The following is a 16059-nucleotide window of genomic DNA, read 5'->3' as shown; positions in this document are numbered from 1 at the left end:
GACTTAGGATCTAGTGTCATTGACGTGGGGGTTCAAGTCCTCTTTCCCGCACCATACATAAAAAATTGGCATAAGCCAATTTTTTTTATACATAATATTAATAAGCACCAGTAGCTCAATGGATAGAGCACTTGACTTCGGATCAAGGTGTTGGGGGTTCGAGTCCTCTCTGGTGTACCAAAAAACAAGTTTTACAATTATTGATTGTAAAACTTGTTTTTTTATACTCATAAATATAAATAATTAATATTGTATTTATAAAATTTTACTGGTAGAATTATTATGGACTTATTGTAATATATCTTAATATAAGAATATTTGTTAATTATCAATTGGAGGGTGACTAATGGAGGAGCTAATATTTGGGCTTATTGGTGGAACAGCTTTGTTAATGTATGGTGTAGATATGATGGGTGATGGTCTTGAAAAGGCCTCTGGAGAAACCATGAAAAAGATACTTACAGTACTAACTGGAAAAGTATGGAGTGCTTTTTTAGTAGGTATTTTTGTTACAGCAATAGTTCAAAGCAGCACTGCTGTTACAGTGTTGACAGTTGGATTTGTTAACTCTGGTCTTATGAAACTCTCACAGGCAATAGGTATTATTTATGGTGCTAATATTGGAACTACAATAACGGCTCAACTTATGGCATTTAGCTTTAAATTTAAATTAACAGATATAGCATTACCAGTTTTAGGAATAGGCTTCGGCATCAATAGTATTACAAAAAATAAGAAACTTAAAAATATAGGTCAAGCAATGATGGGATTTGGAATGATGTTTTTAGGTCTTAAAATCCTAAATGAAGGAGTTCCATATATGCAACAAAGTGAATCTCTAAGATACTTTTTTACTAATTATGCATCTATTCCAGCAATAGCAATATTTTTAGGTATGTGTGTGACTGCAATGGTACATAGTAGTGCAGCTACAATTGGATTAGTAATGGTTCTCAGTCAAGCAGGACTTTTGGACTTGCAATCTTCTATATATATTATTTTAGGAGATAATATAGGAACTTGTTTTACAGCTCAACTTGCAAGTATGACAGGAAATATAAATGCTAGAAGGACGGCATGGGCTCATACTCTTTACAATGTTTTTGGAGTTTTGCTAGCTTTGATACTAATGCCAGTATTTATAAAAATTATTATATTTCTAACAAACCATTTTCATAAAACAGATGCGGATATATCTGCATACATTGCAAATTCACATACATTATTTAATTCCATAAACGCATTAATATTTTTACCTTTAACAAAATATTATGTAGAATTTCTATATAAAATAATAAGGTCAAAAGGAAATGGAATTAAGGAAAAGGTAATATTAGATAAGCTTTTGATAGATACACCAGTGGCAGCTCTAGAAGCTTCAAGATCTGAAATTATTAGAGGTACAGAAATATTAAAATATATGGTATCAGATGTAATGAATATGATATATACAGATGATAAAAAGAAGATGGCTGAGATCGCAGATAATGAAGCAGAAATAAATCAAATGCAGAAGGATTTAACAAGATATATAGTAGAAGTTTCAAGAAGGGAATTGACAGAAAGCCAGTCCATTATGGTGCCTGCCATGATAAGCAGTATAAATAATATTGAAAGGTCAGGAGATAGGGTCATTGAAATATCCTCTTTGTTTAATAAGAAAATAGACGGAAATCTTTTCTTTACAGATGTTGCCATAAGTGAATTAAAAGAATTAGAAAGATCCATTATTGAATTGTTTGATAATACTATGATTGTTCTTAAAAAGAGAGATAATGATATTATAAAAATAATTGTTGAATTAGAAGATAAAGTAGATGAAATGAGTGAAACCTTCCAAGAAAACCATATAAAAAGGCTTAATGAAGGGACTTGCAATGTGGACTCAGGAGTACTCTTTATAGATATAGTAGGTCATCTTGAAAGAATTGCAGATCATATATATAAGATAGCTATGTATACTAAAGATGAATTATTCGGCGATAAGAGAAAATACAATTAAAAACTTTACAAAATAAAACTCCCGTAATAAATCACTATTATGGAAGTTTTATTAATATTGACTAATTAGATAGCTAAAAACTATTTAATTAGCCAATCAATATCATTCAATATTTGAGGGTTTTTAACATTATTAGGGATACTTGAGTTTAATATCTTCCCTACTGCTTCAGCTGTAATCCTTATTTGTGAATTTGATGCTTCTTCTGATAAATAAGCAGAATGAGCAGTGACAATAGTATTAGATAAAGATATAATTTTTTTGTCAATTTCTTTAGGCGGTTCATTTTCTAATACATCTAAACCTGCACCTTGAATATAATTATTTGTAAGAGCTTCGTAAAGATCTTCATGATTTACTAAACCTCCTCTTGCAGTATTGATTAAAAAAGCTGTTGATTTCATGATTTTAAATACTTCTTTATTAATAATATTCTTTGTACTCTCTAATAGAGGAGTATGTAATGATAAATAGTCTGATTCTTTAAATAAAGTATCTAAATCAACTTTAGTTACATTTAATGTTTTCATATCCTCTTCATTGACAAAAGGATCATATGATATGATATTAAGGTGGAAACCACTTAATTTTTTAGCTACAGCTTTAGGGATGCTACCAAATCCTAGTAATCCTACGGTACTATTTTCAAATCTCTGGATTTTTCCTAAAACAGATAGATCCCAATTTCCATTCTTAACATAAGGAACCATGGAATAAATTCTTTTGTTGCATCCTAACATTAACATAATTGCATGGGTAGCAACTTCATCTACACAATAATCTACTACATTAGTAACTATTACTTTATTCCTAGTAGCTGCTTCTATGTTTGCAGCGTTAAATCCTGTGCTAGCGGCACAATATGCCCGTAGATTTAGTTTTTCATAAATCTCATCATCCATTTCTTGATCCCAGGAAACTAAAACTTCTACATCTTGGCATCGTTCAATTAATTCTTCCTTTTCTAAAACATCTTCAGTTAAGAATAGGAACTCTACATTTTTATATTCTTCCTTGATATATTTCTCCATTTTTTCTATATCTTCCTTATTCATACCTGGAACACCACATAAAGCTACTTTTTTCTTCACATTCATTTAAATTCCTCCTATTTAAAAATTTCCATTTTAGCTATTTTGTCAAAAGCTTCATTTATCTTGTCTTTACCAACAGTTGCTGCTATCCTTATATATCCCTCTCCATTATCACCAAAGGAAGTACCAGGAAGAACCATTACATGAGCTTCTTCAAGTATTCTATTGGCTACTTCTTGAGAAGTAAGTCCTGTAGCCTTTATATTTGGAAATAAATAGAAGGTACCTTTTGGTGGTAGTATTGAAACGTTTTTAAGTTGCTCTAATCTTTCGTATGCCGTAAAAGTTCTAGCTTTAAATTCTTTAATCATTGGTGGTTGAATTTCTTTTCTAAGCTTTATGGCATAGATTGCTGCTTGTTGAGAGATTGAAGGAGCAGTGAAAACATTATTTTCGTTTATATCTTTGATTATATTTATAATATACGGCTCAGCCAGCATATATCCAATTCTCCATCCTGTCATTGCATAGTCCTTAGAAAAGGAGCCAATAGTAATAGTTCTCTCTCTCATGCCTTCTAGGCTTGTAATAGGTATAAAAGGCTCTTCATAGCTAAATATAGTGTAGATATCATCTGCTATTACTAATAAATCATATTTCTTAGCAATGGATGCTATATTTTCTAAAGTTTTTATAGTTAAACAGGTACCCGTTGGATTATTTGGTGTGTTTATTATTATAGCTTTAGTCCTATTGGTTATTAGACTTTCTAATCTATCCATATTAAGTTGGAAATCTTCTTCTTCGAAGGTTTCTAAAAATACTGGGATACCTCTTGCCAATTTTACTTGCTGTGGATAGGGAGTAAAATATGGGGAAGGTATTATAACTTCATCACCATCATCTAAAATGGCTTCTAATGCTAACCACATTGCATGACAACCAGATGTAGTTATCATACATTGCTCTTTTACTAATCTGTAATTATATTCTTCATAGTAAAAATTGCAAATAGATTCTCTAAGTTCTACTACACCATAGAAGTCGGTATAATGGGTATGACCATTTAATGCATCTTCAAAAGCTTTTTTTATAATCCTTTCATCCGTATTTAGGTCCGGATCTCCAAGACTAAAATTAATTAGGTCTGGATATTTTCCTAATAAATTTGTACTTTCTCCCATGGGAGTAGATATGGAATTCCAATATCTTTTTGAGATATAAGGACTTTTCAAGTCAATCACTCCTTTAATGTTTATGTTATGAAACGGCGTTTCAAGATTGAGTTGATTATATATTAAGTCATAAGAAAGTTCAATATATTTTATAAATTTATTTTATTTCTCTACATATTAATGTAAAGTATTTTTTCCTATGGTATAATTTATTGATAACATTTTTAGTAAAGGAGAATTTTATGGAAAATGGAAATAATTATATAATTCCAATGATAGATAGAGCTTTTGAGGTAATAAATTTCATGTATAATTCTATTGAAGAAGTAGGTATTTCTCAAATATCTCAAGAATTAAAGATTCCGAAAGCAACTGTTTATAGGATATTATTTACATTGAGTAAATGGGGATTTGTAGAAAAGAGTAATTCTGATAGATATTTCCTAGGTAAGTCCTTTATCAAATATGGTTCAAGAGTAAAATCAGATATAGATATTTCAAAAATTGCTACTCCCTATATTGATTCATTGGCAAAGGAAGTTGGAGAAGGTGTAAATTTAGGCATCCTATATGAAGATTTAGTTATGACTATATATAATGCAAAGGGAGAAGATTTCTATCTAGTTTCTAAGCTTATACCCATCAGTCCATTAAATTGTTCTGCCATGGGAAAATTATATCTTTCCCAGTATTCAAATGAAGAGCTGAGAAAATATTTCAATAGTGATAAACCACAATCAAGAACTATAAATTCAATAATTGAGTTAGAGAAATTTTTAGAGTTAAAAGAGAATATAAAAAATGAAGGAGTTTCATACGATAGGGAAGAGTACGAATATGGGCTTACATGTATTGCGGCTCCTATAAAGAATTGTGAAGAGAGCATAGTAGCTACAATTAGTATTTCAGGGCCAACTTCGAGATTGAGCTATAAAGGGTTTGATTATTTAAGAGATAAATTACTTAAAACTGTCATAGAGATTGAAAAGTCCTGGAAAGCTCTATATTAAAATTAGTACAACTAAATAAATTAGTCACCTATGGTATTATAGGTAACTTTATTATGGGGCACACTAATTAGAGTTAATATTACTTTAATTACCAAAGGAGAGATTTTATTGTTTAGTATAGTTTTATTAGGGACTGGTGGAGGGATGCCTATGCCTAATAGATTTTTGTCCTCCATGATTATAAGTTATAAAGGGAGAAAGATTCTTATAGATTGTGGAGAGGGGACTCAAGTATCTATGAGAAGCTTGAAAACAGGATTTAAACAGATTGATATAATATGTATAACTCATGTCCATGGAGACCATATTTTTGGTTTGCCAGGACTTCTTTCAACTATTGGAAACAGCAGTAGAACTGAGCCTATTACTATAATAGGGCCTGAGGGGATTGGGGACATAGTAAATGGACTTATATCATCAATATCCTATCTACCTTATACTATAAATATAATAGAAAATCCTAAAAATTCTTTAAGTATTCAAATATTAGATAATGGAATGTCAATAAAAGATGATACTGAAAAACATAGCAATAGTGATATTATTCTTTCTGCTTTGGAGCTTGAACATTCTTCACCATGCCTAGGATATAATTTTTACATAAGAAGGAAACCTAAGTTTTATCCAGAAAAGGCAGAATTATACCAAGTACCTAAAAAGATATGGAAAAGACTTCAAAATGGAGAAGTTATAATACATGATAATAAGACATATACTCCATATATGGTACTTGGAGAAGAACGAAAAGGAATAAAATTAAGTTATATAACAGATACAAGACCAATCGATAAAATATTAAATTTTATAAATGAAAGCAATCTATTTGTATGTGAAGGAACCTATGGAGATAATGAAGATTTAGATAAAGCAATAAAAAACAAACATATGATATTTAGTGAGGCTGCAGAGCTAGCCTATAAAGGAAACGTAGAGGAACTTTTACTTACTCATTTTAGTCCAGCCATGGATGAACCTCAGTTATATAAACTAAATGCTATGAACATATTTTCAAATACAATTATAGGATATGATGGATTTGCAAAAGAATTAAACTTCACATAATCAATATGGATACAGTATAAAAACTATAATATCATTATATATATTTATTTTATACAAATGGAGTGATGTACATGAAGTTTGATAAATATGTGGCGGCAGGAAATGATTTTATTTTATTTAATAGTTTAAAAGAACATATCGAAGATTATAATGAACTAGCTTTGAAAGTTTGTAATAGACATTTTAGTATTGGTGCAGATGGCATGATGGTATGTGATAACAGTAATATTGCAGATATAAAAATGCTTTACTATAATTCAGATGGCTCTCAGGGAGAAATGTGTGGTAATGGAATTAGAGCCTTTGCTAAGTATATTTATGATTATGGAATTGTAAAAAATAGAGATATTTCTATAGAAACTTTAGCTGGTATAAAATACATAACTACGGAAGTTGATGAATTAGGAAAATCAAATATGATTAAAGTAAATATGGGAAAGCCTACATTTCATGGAATGGAAATTCCCGTAGGAATAGAGAAAGAAAATATCATAGAAGAAACCATATTTATAGAAGAAAAAAGTTATAAATTTTCTGCATTAAAAGTAGGAGTTCCTCATGTTGTTATTTTTGTGAAGGATATAAAGGAAATCAATATAAATGATTTGGGGAAAAAGATAGAGATACATCCCCTATTTCCAAGGAAGACTAATGTTAATTTTGTTGAAATTATAGATTGTGATAATATTAATGTTTATACTTGGGAAAGAGGGGCTGGCAGAACCTTAGGATGTGGTACTGGTTCTTGTGCTTCAGTAGTCATAGGTAATCTGCTGCACAAACTAAATCGAAAGGTTTATGTAAATACAGAGGGAGGCAATTTAGTAGTAGAATTGAAAGATGATTATAAAATTTTCATGTCAGGTAGTGCAACTCATATAGCTAGGGGAGAAATTTATTAAATTAAAGATTAATGAGAATAACCTCTCTAATATAATCATAAAATTATATAAAGATTATTATTAGGGAGGGGGACGATTGTTTAATGAACTTATGAGTGCGGATGGATTAAAGACCTTTGTAGGGTTGACGACTGCTGTTACGGTAATTGTACAATTTACTAAACCTATAGTAAAAAATACATTTGGAGATTCGATGGTAAGGCTATATGCATTTTTTGTATCTTTGATACTAACCCTTATTTTTGCCAGAGACACTAATGGAATTCAAGGTATTGTATTATCTATTATCAATGCAATGATGATAACAGTAGCAAGTATGGGAGGGTATGAAGCTATATCGGATCCAATGGCACAGAAATCTAAAAAATGAGAAAAGATACCTTAAGTTATTTTAAATAATTTAAGGTATCTTTTTTATATGTTTTTATTTATATACTTAACTATTCTATCTAAGGCTTGTTCTGGTTTCACCCATAAATCAGGGAATAATCCCAAGCCATCAATATTAGTAAAATCTTTGTTCATATATATTTTATGAGATATATTTATTGGTATATGAGAATTTGGAAGATAATTAGAATTACAATTTCCTGTCAGCATACAACCATTTGTATTAGTTCCGATTAAAGTAACATTATTTAATTTTCTTAGGTAGTATGCTAAAAACTCTGCTGCAGAAGATGTATTCTTATCTACAAGTATAAATATATTAGTTTTATTCTCTGTATGTTTAAAATCTTCGTATTCAATTGGACTCCAGCCAGGATAATATTTTTTATCTTCATAACTAGATATCTTTTCAAGACATTTATCTTTTATATCATCAGGTTCATTTTGTTTTGATTTAAATTTATCTTTTGATAAGCTAATACTAGTATTTGTATATAGGCCAACTTCGATTATATCTTTTTTAAGTCTTGTTCCAGTAAATCCTTCATACCATTTATCTATATTAATCATACTTCCGCCAGTATTATTTCGCAAATCTATTATTATATTGTCTTTTCCTCTTAACTTTTTACTATTTTCAATAAATTTTTCAAGGCTCTTGTCTTTTGAATTAATTCGACATAAAGAATTTACTTGTAATATAGGAATATTATCTATTTCATAATATTTATAGCTATTGATATTATTATTATATATATATGGAATATATTCAAATAGACTGAGATTTTCTTCTTTTACATATCCATCAGATTTTAATATTAGATTAAGGGATACTGAAACATCCTTTGTGGTAGATAGAACTCCCAATTTATAAACTATATTACCGTCCTTGTCCAAGGACTTTTTAATATAATCTCAAGGGCTTTCATTATTAACTTTTTCAAGATAAAAAGGTTTACCATATATCTTGGTATAAAATCCAGTATTATCTTTATGAAATATAAATTTTTTACTGCTAAAATATTTAGTATAATTACATAATTTATAATTACCTATATTAAAATGTGAATCTTGTATAAATTTAAGTTCTGAGTATATAATGTCTAAAAATTTATTAATACAAATATCGGCTCCATCTGAGGCAATTACAGACCATATAATATTTTCCTTAGCAGGAATAAAAGTACTATCTCCTCCGAAAAATTCATACCCTGAGTACCCAAATTTTAATAAACTAAATAAATATTCTACATCTTGAGTAGCTTCATCTTTACTAATTGAAGAGAAATTTTCGCAGGGAGAATTCTCATCTTTATTCATTATTACAGGTAATTCATCATCAAAACTATCATATTTATAAAGGAAATTGTTAACCTCAGACTTGATTTCAGATAGATACTTATTATTTGGTATAATATATTTAATTATAAAGATTATTATTACAAGGGTTAATACTATTAGAAATATGGATAAAGACTTAAACTTATTCATAGCATCACCTCAATTAGAGAGAAAACTTATATTTAGTATCTGTTTAAATAGAAATGTATATATGTTATTATATTTACAAATGTATGGATTTGTCAATGATATTGTAATCTATCACAAGGCTTGTTAAATTGATGGGAGGATTAAAAAGTGGATAGGATAATTGGATTTATAGGATGTGGAAATATGGCAAAGGCAATGCTTAATGGATTAATAGAATCTGAATTAATTGCTCCGGAAAAAATAATAGTATCAGCAAAAACAAATGAAACTTTGGAAGATGTGAAAAAGAATTATAAAGTTAATACTACTTTAGATAATAAAAAAGTTGCTAGGGAAGCAGATTATTTAATATTAGCAGTAAAGCCCCATATGTATGATTTGATATTAAAAGAGATAAGGGAGGAAATAAATCAAGAATGTATAGTTATTACAATAGCTGCAGGGATTAGCATAAATTATATGAAAAAACATTTAGGTAAAGATATATTAGTGGTGAAAGCTATGCCTAATACTCCAGCAATGGTAAGAGAAGGAGTAACAGCATTATCCTTTGATGAAAAAATATGTGAAAAAACAAAAGATGAAATAATATCTATATTTGATAGTTTTAGTAGAACTGAAATTTTAGAAGAAGAACTTATGGATGGATTCACCGCCTTATGTGGTTCTTCACCTGCATATGTATATATGATGATAGAGGCGATGGGTGATGGAGGAGTCTTGCAAGGCATACCAAGAAAACAAGCATATAGGATGGCGGCTCAAGCAGTACTAGGCGCAGCAAAGATGGTTTTAGATACTAAGCTTCATCCAGGAGAATTAAAAGATAATGTATGCTCACCTAAGGGAACAACAATAGAAGCAGTAGCCAAGTTAGAAGAACTAGGTTTTAGAAAAAGCTTAATTGAAGCCATGAGGATATGTGGAGAAAAATCAAAGGAAATGAATAAATAATTCAATCAATATACTACAAAGGAGGACATTTATGAGAAAAAGACATAATATAAAAATATTATTTTTAGCTTTTTCATTTTTGTTATTTGTTTTTTTAGGAATAGAAATATTTAACCATATTACAGAAAAAAATGAGAATATAACAAATAAGTATAATGAATTAGGTAAAGAAATAGATGAAAATAATAATGAAAGAATTGAAGTCTTTAAGGAACCTAGAGTATCCTCTATAAACCTTCTGGCAGTTGGAGATATAATGTTCCATTCTCCTCAATACAAGGCCGCTTTTAATAGGGAAACAAAATCCTATGATTTTGCTAAGACTTTTAGACATATAAAAAAATATGTAGAAGAAGCAGATTTAGCATTGGGAAATTTTGAGACAGTCACAGCTGGAGCAGAAGTTGGTTTTTCTGGATTTCCAAGATTTAATACTCCCAAGGAAACACTTTTGGCTTTAAGGGAGACAGGTTTTGATATATTAACTACAGCTAATAATCATTGTTTAGATCAAGGCAAGAAAGGGATAATTAAGACTATAGATAATATAAATGAATATGGAATGAAAAATATAGGAACATATAAAGAACCTAATGATAATATTCTTATAGAAGAGATAAAAGACATAAGAATAGCTCTCCTTTCATATACCTATGGTTTAAATGGATTGGATAATGCCTTAACTAAAGAAGAATTATCCTATATGATAAATAGAATAGATGAAGAAAAAATAAAAGCTGATATAGATAAATCAAAGTCTTTAGGTGTTGATTTAGTAGTAGTATGTATTCATTGGGGAAATGAATATCAAAGAGAGCCTTCAACATATCAAGTGGAATTGGGAAGAAAGATGGTAGAATGGGGTGCAAATATTATATTAGGCAGTCATCCTCACGTAATTCAAAGGACTGAAATAATCAATAAAGATGGGAAAGATAATTTTATTATTTATTCCATGGGAAATTTTTTATCTAATCAGAGAAAAGAAAATACAGACAACCCATATACTGAAGATGGAATAATGGTTAATCTAAATATAGAGAAGGATTTTACAACTGGGGAAACAATAATTAAAAATAGGGATTATATACCAACATGGGTTTATAGATATAGGGAAAACGGTAAGTTATTTTACGAGATTTTACCAATAGATGACTATATTCAAGGGGAACTAGATATAGCTATAGGGGATTCATTAAAACCAAGAATTAAAAAGTCTTTTGAAGATACTATGAATAAGATGATTGAAAATTAAGGCTTTTCAGAATTAAATTAAATTTAATATATTTAATTTATCAGTTCAATTAATGGAACAGTTATTATATAATAGAAATAGAAGTGAAAATACAATAAAAGGCGTGGTAAACCTTGGAAATTTTTAATAGATTATTCTCAAATATTAGAATAAGAGATGTTATAGACATTATTATTGTAGCGGCAGTTTTTTATAAGGTTTTTAAACTAATTAGAGAAACCAGAGCAGAGCAGCTTATTAAAGGAATATTTGTTATATTTGTATTTGAAAAAATAAGTGGAGAAGGATTGCTAGAGCTGTATACTATTAACTGGATATTAAAAAACACTATGACAGTGGGAGTTATAGCTATTTTAATTGTATTTCAACCAGAACTTAGACGTGGACTTGAATATATAGGCAGATCTAGATTTTTCACTAAATCATTTTTAGAAATAAAAGGGGAAAGCTTATCAAAGACTGTAGAAGAAATAGTCGAAGCTTGTGCATCTTTATCTAGACAAAAAATCGGTGCATTAATTGTTCTTGAGAGGGAAACAGGTTTAAATGAAGTTGTGGAAACAGGGACTAGGATAAATGGCGTTGTGTCTAGTAATTTGCTCATTAATATTTTTATTCCCAATACGCCTTTACACGATGGTGCAGTAATTATAAAAGAAGATATGATTAAGGCAGCAGCTTGTTTTTTACCACTTACAGACAATATGAATTTAAGTAAAGAACTAGGAACCAGACATAGAGCAGCATTGGGCATATCAGAAAGATCAGATAGTCTAGCTATAATAGTTTCTGAGGAAACAGGAGCCATTTCAATAGCTGAAAATGGAACTATAGCAAGGCATTTAGATTCTAAGACATTAAAGCAGATATTAATAGATATGTATAAGCCAAAGGATTCACCCCAAACATTTATGACAAAATGGAGGCGAAAAGATGAGCAAGGAGAAGAATGATTTAACGCTAAAGGTCTTTGCTTTTATTATAGCTGTTATTTTGTGGAGCTATGTTATGAGTGAAGTAAATCCCGATATATCTAAGGAATATAAGAATATCACAGTAAAATTTAATAACGAAAGTGCATTGGATAGACAAGGATTAATAATTATGGAGCCAGAGGAAGTAACCGTAAATGTAAAAGTTGTAGGTAAAAAATCTGATATGGCTAACTTTTCTCAAGAATCCATAAAGGCTCAAGTAGATTTAAGCGGATATAAAGAGGGACAGATAAAGGTTCCAATAAATGTAAACTTAAGTCAATCAAACAATATAAAAATAGTTGGACATGAGCCAAGAGAGGCTTTGTTTACATTCGATAAATTAATAACTAAGGAAAAGAATTTAAGTATAAGGACTAAAGGCAGTCTTGGACCAAATTATGTAGTAGGAGATATGACAACAAAATCTAAAACAGTTCTACTCAAAGGACCTAGAACTTTGGTAAATAAGGTTTCGGAAGCAATAGTAGAGGTGGACCTTAGTAGTAGAAAAGAGGATGAAAGTATTACTGTACCTATAAAATTAATAGATGATGAAGGACATGATATTATAGGGGTGGAAAAAGAGCCAAAGGTAGTAGATATTACTATTCCAATACTTAGAACAGTAACCGTACCAATAGAGCTTAATTTACAAGAGCAGTTACCAGAGAACTATGAAATTACTGAAATTACCATAAATCCAAACAAGATAACACTTAAGGGGGATAAAAGTATATCAAATTTAACTTTTATTCAAACCAAGCCAATAGATGTAAATAAATTAATGGGAAATACAGATGTACCTGTTGAATTAGAACTTCCAGAAAATGTTTCTTTATTAAATCCAAATGAAAAGGTAACAGTATCTTTAAATATTGAAGAAAATTCTACTAGGGTATTTGAATATGTGTTGAATGAAGTAGATATTAGAAATTTAGATGATAGTTTAGCTATTGATACTGATGATAATTCTAAAACTGTACAGGTTTCTGTAAAGGGAAGTAAAAAAATAGTTGAAGCTCTAACTAAAGAAGACATAGGTTTGTACTTGGATTTTAATATGATAGATGAAGGAACTCATAAAGTATATTTAGGTTCTAATGCACCAACAGGCATTACAGTAAAAGAAATTATACCGCAATCCATTGAATTTAAAATAATTAAACGGTAGGGGGAAAGGTATGGAGAGAAAACATGTTTTAGCAATTAATCCAGGCTCTACATCTACAAAAGTGTCTATATTTGAAGAAGAAAAGGTATTAAAAACCTTTAAGATAGACCATAAAAAAGAAGATTTAGAGAAGTATGAAAGGGTTGTAGATCAATATGATTATAGATTAAATTTAATCAAAGATTGGCTAGAATCTGAGAATATATCTACTAATTCACTAATAGCAGTAGTTGGAAGAGGAGGATTATTAAGATCTATGCCTGGAGGCACTTATTCTGTAACTGACGCAATGATTGAAGATTTAAAAGTTGGTATACAAGGGGAACATGCTTCTAACTTAGGTGGTATTCTTGCTAAGGGATTGGCTGATCTAGAAGGTATATCAGCTTATATAGTAGATCCTGTAGCAGTAGATGAATTTCATGAAATAGCTAGAATATCTGGACTTAAGGAAGTGCCTAGAAAATCCTTAGTTCATGCATTAAATATTAAGGCTGTATGCCATAGAAGAGCGAAGGAATTAAATAAAGAAATAGAAGATTTAAACCTAGTTGTAGCCCATCTAGGAGGGGGCATATCTATTGCAGCAGTTGAATCAGGTAGAATTATAGATGTAAATAATGCTAAAGAAATGGGACCTTTTTCTCCAGATAGAGCAGGAACATTACCTGTTGGAGATTTAGTTAAATTATGTTATTCAGGAAAGTATACATTAAGTGATATGAAAACCATGCTTCAAGGGGAAGGGGGACTTTTCTCATATTTAGGTACTATGGATGGACGAGAAGTAGAAGGAAGAATAAATAGTGGAGATAAATATGCAGAACTTATTTATGATGCAATGGCATACCAAATAGGGAAAGAAATAGGCAGCTATGCATCAGTGCTTTATGGAAAAATAGATAATATTATATTAACTGGGGGATTATCCTATTCTAATTATTTAGTAGACAGAATAAAAGGAATGATAAACTTTATATCTGAAGTTATAGTATATCCTGGAGAAGATGAAATGGAGGCATTAAACAAAGGTGCTCAAAGAGTAATTAATGGGCAAGAAGAAGTAAAAATATATGAAGATGAGGTGGAGATAAGTGGCTAAGTCATTGGAAGATTTATTAGAATTAGCTAAGAAGAGGGGACCAAAGAAAGTATCTGTAGCTGTAGCACAGGATAAGGACGTATTATCTGCAATAAAAAATGCTACAGAGTCAAAGATAGCAGAGCCTATATTAGTAGGAGATAAAGAAAAAATATTAGAAATTGCTAAGGAGCTCCAGTTTGACTTATCAGGTATCGAAATAATCAATGAAAAAGATGGAGCATTGGCTTGTAGGATAGCAACAGAGATGGTGAGCAGTGGAAAGGCAGATGTTTTAATGAAGGGACTTATAGATACATCTGTAATAATGAAACAAGTTTTAGATAGTGAGATTGGACTTAGGACAGGCAAGGTAATATCTCATGTTGCTGTATTTGATGTTTCAACTTATCATAAGGTTTTTATTGTAACTGATGCAGCTATGAATATAGCACCAGATATTTATCAGAAGAAGGAAATAATTGAGAATGCTGTAGAATTGGCTAAGTCTTTAGATATAGAAAGACCAAAAGTAGCAGTTTTGGCATCAAAGGAAAAAGTATCTCCAAAGATGGAAGCTACTATTCATGCAAAAGAATTAGCTGATATGAATAGAAGTGGAGAGATTACAGGTTGTTTAGTAGATGGGCCTTTTGCATTAGATAATGCTATATCTAAGGAATCAGCAAAATTAAAGGGAATAAATAGTGAAGTTGCAGGAGATGCGGACATACTATTGGTACCTCATATTGATGCAGGTAATGTACTATATAAATGTTTATCATTTTTAGCAAATGCAAAATCAGCAGGACTTATTGTAGGAACAAAATCACCAATAGTACTTACATCTAGAGCTGATAATGAAGAGTCAAAATTAAATTCAATAGCCTTAGCCGTACTAATGGCGTCAAAATAGGAGGAGGAAAATGACTAGACTATTAATTATAAATCCAGGTTCTACATCAACTAAAATAGCAGTTTTCGATGATGAAAAAAGTATATTTGAAGAAACTCTTCGTCACTCAGTAGAAGAAATTTCTAGTTTCGATAAAATTTATGACCAATATGAATTTAGAAAAAACATTATAGTAAATGCATTGGAAAAAAATAATATTTCAATAGATACTCTTGATGGAGTAGTAGGTAGAGGTGGACTTCTTAAACCTATAGAAGGTGGTACTTATGAAGTAAATGATAAGATGTTAGAAGATTTAAAGATTGGATATTTAGGAGAACATGCCTCAAACCTAGGTGGAATTATAGCTTATGAAATAGCTAAAGAAATAGGTAAAAATTCTTTTATAGTGGATCCGGTTGTAGTAGATGAAATGGAAGAAGTAGCTAGGGTATCTGGATTAAAAGAAATAGAAAGAAAAAGCATATTTCATGCGCTAAATCAAAAAGCTGTAGCAAGAAGACATTCTAACAAAATAGGAAAGAAATATGAAGAGTTAAACCTAATAGTTGCTCATTTAGGTGGTGGAGTTTCAGTAGGAGCTCATGAGAAGGGTAGAGTAATAGATGTAGCAAATGCCCTAGATGGAGAGGGACCCTT

Annotated in this window: 16 protein-coding genes and 1 tRNA gene; 13 read left to right on the top strand and 4 right to left on the bottom strand. The window is 30.2% G+C overall.

Translation table 11 applies throughout. From position 1 onward, the window contains the following. Positions 1 to 104: 104 nt before the first annotated feature. Positions 105 to 180, top strand: a tRNA-Arg gene (locus tag RT714_RS11190). Positions 181 to 346: 166 nt separating this feature from the next. Continuing rightward, positions 347 to 2002 (top strand): Na/Pi cotransporter family protein, encoded by a 1656-nt coding sequence (locus tag RT714_RS11185; RefSeq protein WP_313757676.1) that lies wholly within the window; start codon positions 347 to 349, stop codon positions 2000 to 2002. An 80-nt stretch (positions 2003 to 2082) separates the two neighbouring features. Here RT714_RS11185 and RT714_RS11180 read toward each other — a convergent pair whose 3' ends face one another. Further along, on the bottom strand, positions 2083 to 3099 hold the full coding sequence (locus RT714_RS11180; protein WP_313757675.1) for a C-terminal binding protein: 1017 nt from the start codon (positions 3097 to 3099) through the stop codon (positions 2083 to 2085). Between the two features lie 11 nt (positions 3100 to 3110). Then, a complete protein-coding gene (locus RT714_RS11175) occupies positions 3111 to 4271 on the bottom strand; it encodes a pyridoxal phosphate-dependent aminotransferase (protein ID WP_313757674.1) in 1161 nt (386 codons plus the stop codon). Between the two features lie 182 nt (positions 4272 to 4453). On the opposite strand from RT714_RS11175, the gene RT714_RS11170 reads away from it, so the two are divergent. The 4 genes from RT714_RS11170 (at position 4454) to RT714_RS11155 (ending at position 7555) form a co-directional block, all read left to right on the top strand. Beyond that, positions 4454 to 5221 carry an IclR family transcriptional regulator gene (locus RT714_RS11170; protein ID WP_313757672.1) on the top strand — a complete coding sequence of 256 codons (768 nt, stop codon included), beginning with the start codon at positions 4454 to 4456 and terminating at the stop codon, positions 5219 to 5221. Positions 5222 to 5371: 150 nt separating this feature from the next. After that, complete coding sequence (locus tag RT714_RS11165) at positions 5372 to 6283, top strand: ribonuclease Z (protein WP_399326716.1); 912 nt, start codon at positions 5372 to 5374, stop codon at positions 6281 to 6283. 71 nt (positions 6284 to 6354) lie between these two features. Further along, positions 6355 to 7185 carry a diaminopimelate epimerase gene (dapF, locus tag RT714_RS11160; protein WP_313757669.1) on the top strand — a complete coding sequence of 277 codons (831 nt, stop codon included), beginning with the start codon at positions 6355 to 6357 and terminating at the stop codon, positions 7183 to 7185. A gap of 76 nt (positions 7186 to 7261) precedes the next feature. Beyond that, positions 7262 to 7555, top strand: a complete 294-nt coding sequence (locus tag RT714_RS11155) for a hypothetical protein (protein WP_313757667.1) — start codon at positions 7262 to 7264, stop codon at positions 7553 to 7555. 44 nt (positions 7556 to 7599) lie between these two features. Here the strand turns inward: RT714_RS11155 and RT714_RS11150 are convergent, their stop codons facing one another. Both RT714_RS11150 and RT714_RS11145 read right to left on the bottom strand, forming a co-directional pair. Then, a complete protein-coding gene (locus tag RT714_RS11150) occupies positions 7600 to 8472 on the bottom strand; it encodes a S41 family peptidase (RefSeq protein ID WP_313757665.1) in 873 nt (290 codons plus the stop codon). Between the two features lie 18 nt (positions 8473 to 8490). Continuing rightward, positions 8491 to 9066 carry a hypothetical protein gene (locus tag RT714_RS11145; RefSeq protein WP_313757664.1) on the bottom strand — a complete coding sequence of 192 codons (576 nt, stop codon included), beginning with the start codon at positions 9064 to 9066 and terminating at the stop codon, positions 8491 to 8493. Between the two features lie 147 nt (positions 9067 to 9213). On the opposite strand from RT714_RS11145, the gene proC reads away from it, so the two are divergent. From proC to buk (RT714_RS11110), 7 genes are all read left to right on the top strand, one after another. After that, positions 9214 to 10020, top strand: a complete 807-nt coding sequence (gene proC / locus RT714_RS11140; protein WP_313757663.1) for a pyrroline-5-carboxylate reductase — start codon at positions 9214 to 9216, stop codon at positions 10018 to 10020. Between the two features lie 31 nt (positions 10021 to 10051). Then, positions 10052 to 11275, top strand: a complete 1224-nt coding sequence (locus tag RT714_RS11135; protein WP_313757662.1) for a CapA family protein — start codon at positions 10052 to 10054, stop codon at positions 11273 to 11275. Between the two features lie 113 nt (positions 11276 to 11388). Next, positions 11389 to 12228 carry a diadenylate cyclase CdaA gene (gene cdaA, locus RT714_RS11130; protein WP_313757660.1) on the top strand — a complete coding sequence of 280 codons (840 nt, stop codon included), beginning with the start codon at positions 11389 to 11391 and terminating at the stop codon, positions 12226 to 12228. Next, positions 12209 to 13423 carry a CdaR family protein gene (locus RT714_RS11125; protein WP_313757659.1) on the top strand — a complete coding sequence of 405 codons (1215 nt, stop codon included), beginning with the start codon at positions 12209 to 12211 and terminating at the stop codon, positions 13421 to 13423. Before cdaA ends, RT714_RS11125 begins: the two co-directional genes overlap by 20 nt. 10 nt (positions 13424 to 13433) lie before the next feature. Beyond that, complete coding sequence (buk, locus tag RT714_RS11120; RefSeq protein WP_313757658.1) at positions 13434 to 14525, top strand: butyrate kinase; 1092 nt, start codon at positions 13434 to 13436, stop codon at positions 14523 to 14525. After that, on the top strand, positions 14518 to 15420 hold the full coding sequence (locus tag RT714_RS11115) for a phosphate butyryltransferase (protein ID WP_313757656.1): 903 nt from the start codon (positions 14518 to 14520) through the stop codon (positions 15418 to 15420). Before buk (RT714_RS11120) ends, RT714_RS11115 begins: the two co-directional genes overlap by 8 nt. 10 nt (positions 15421 to 15430) lie before the next feature. Further along, positions 15431 to 16059, top strand: a 629-nt coding sequence (buk, locus tag RT714_RS11110; RefSeq protein WP_313757655.1) for a butyrate kinase, incomplete at its 3' end; no start/stop codon positions are given.

The organism is Tissierella sp. (assembly GCF_032104385.1).
In the GTDB taxonomy this organism is placed as follows: domain Bacteria; phylum Bacillota; class Clostridia; order Tissierellales; family Tissierellaceae; genus Tissierella.
The sequence above is the reverse complement of the archived record's forward strand: the minus strand, read 5'-3'. Positions and strand labels throughout refer to the sequence as shown.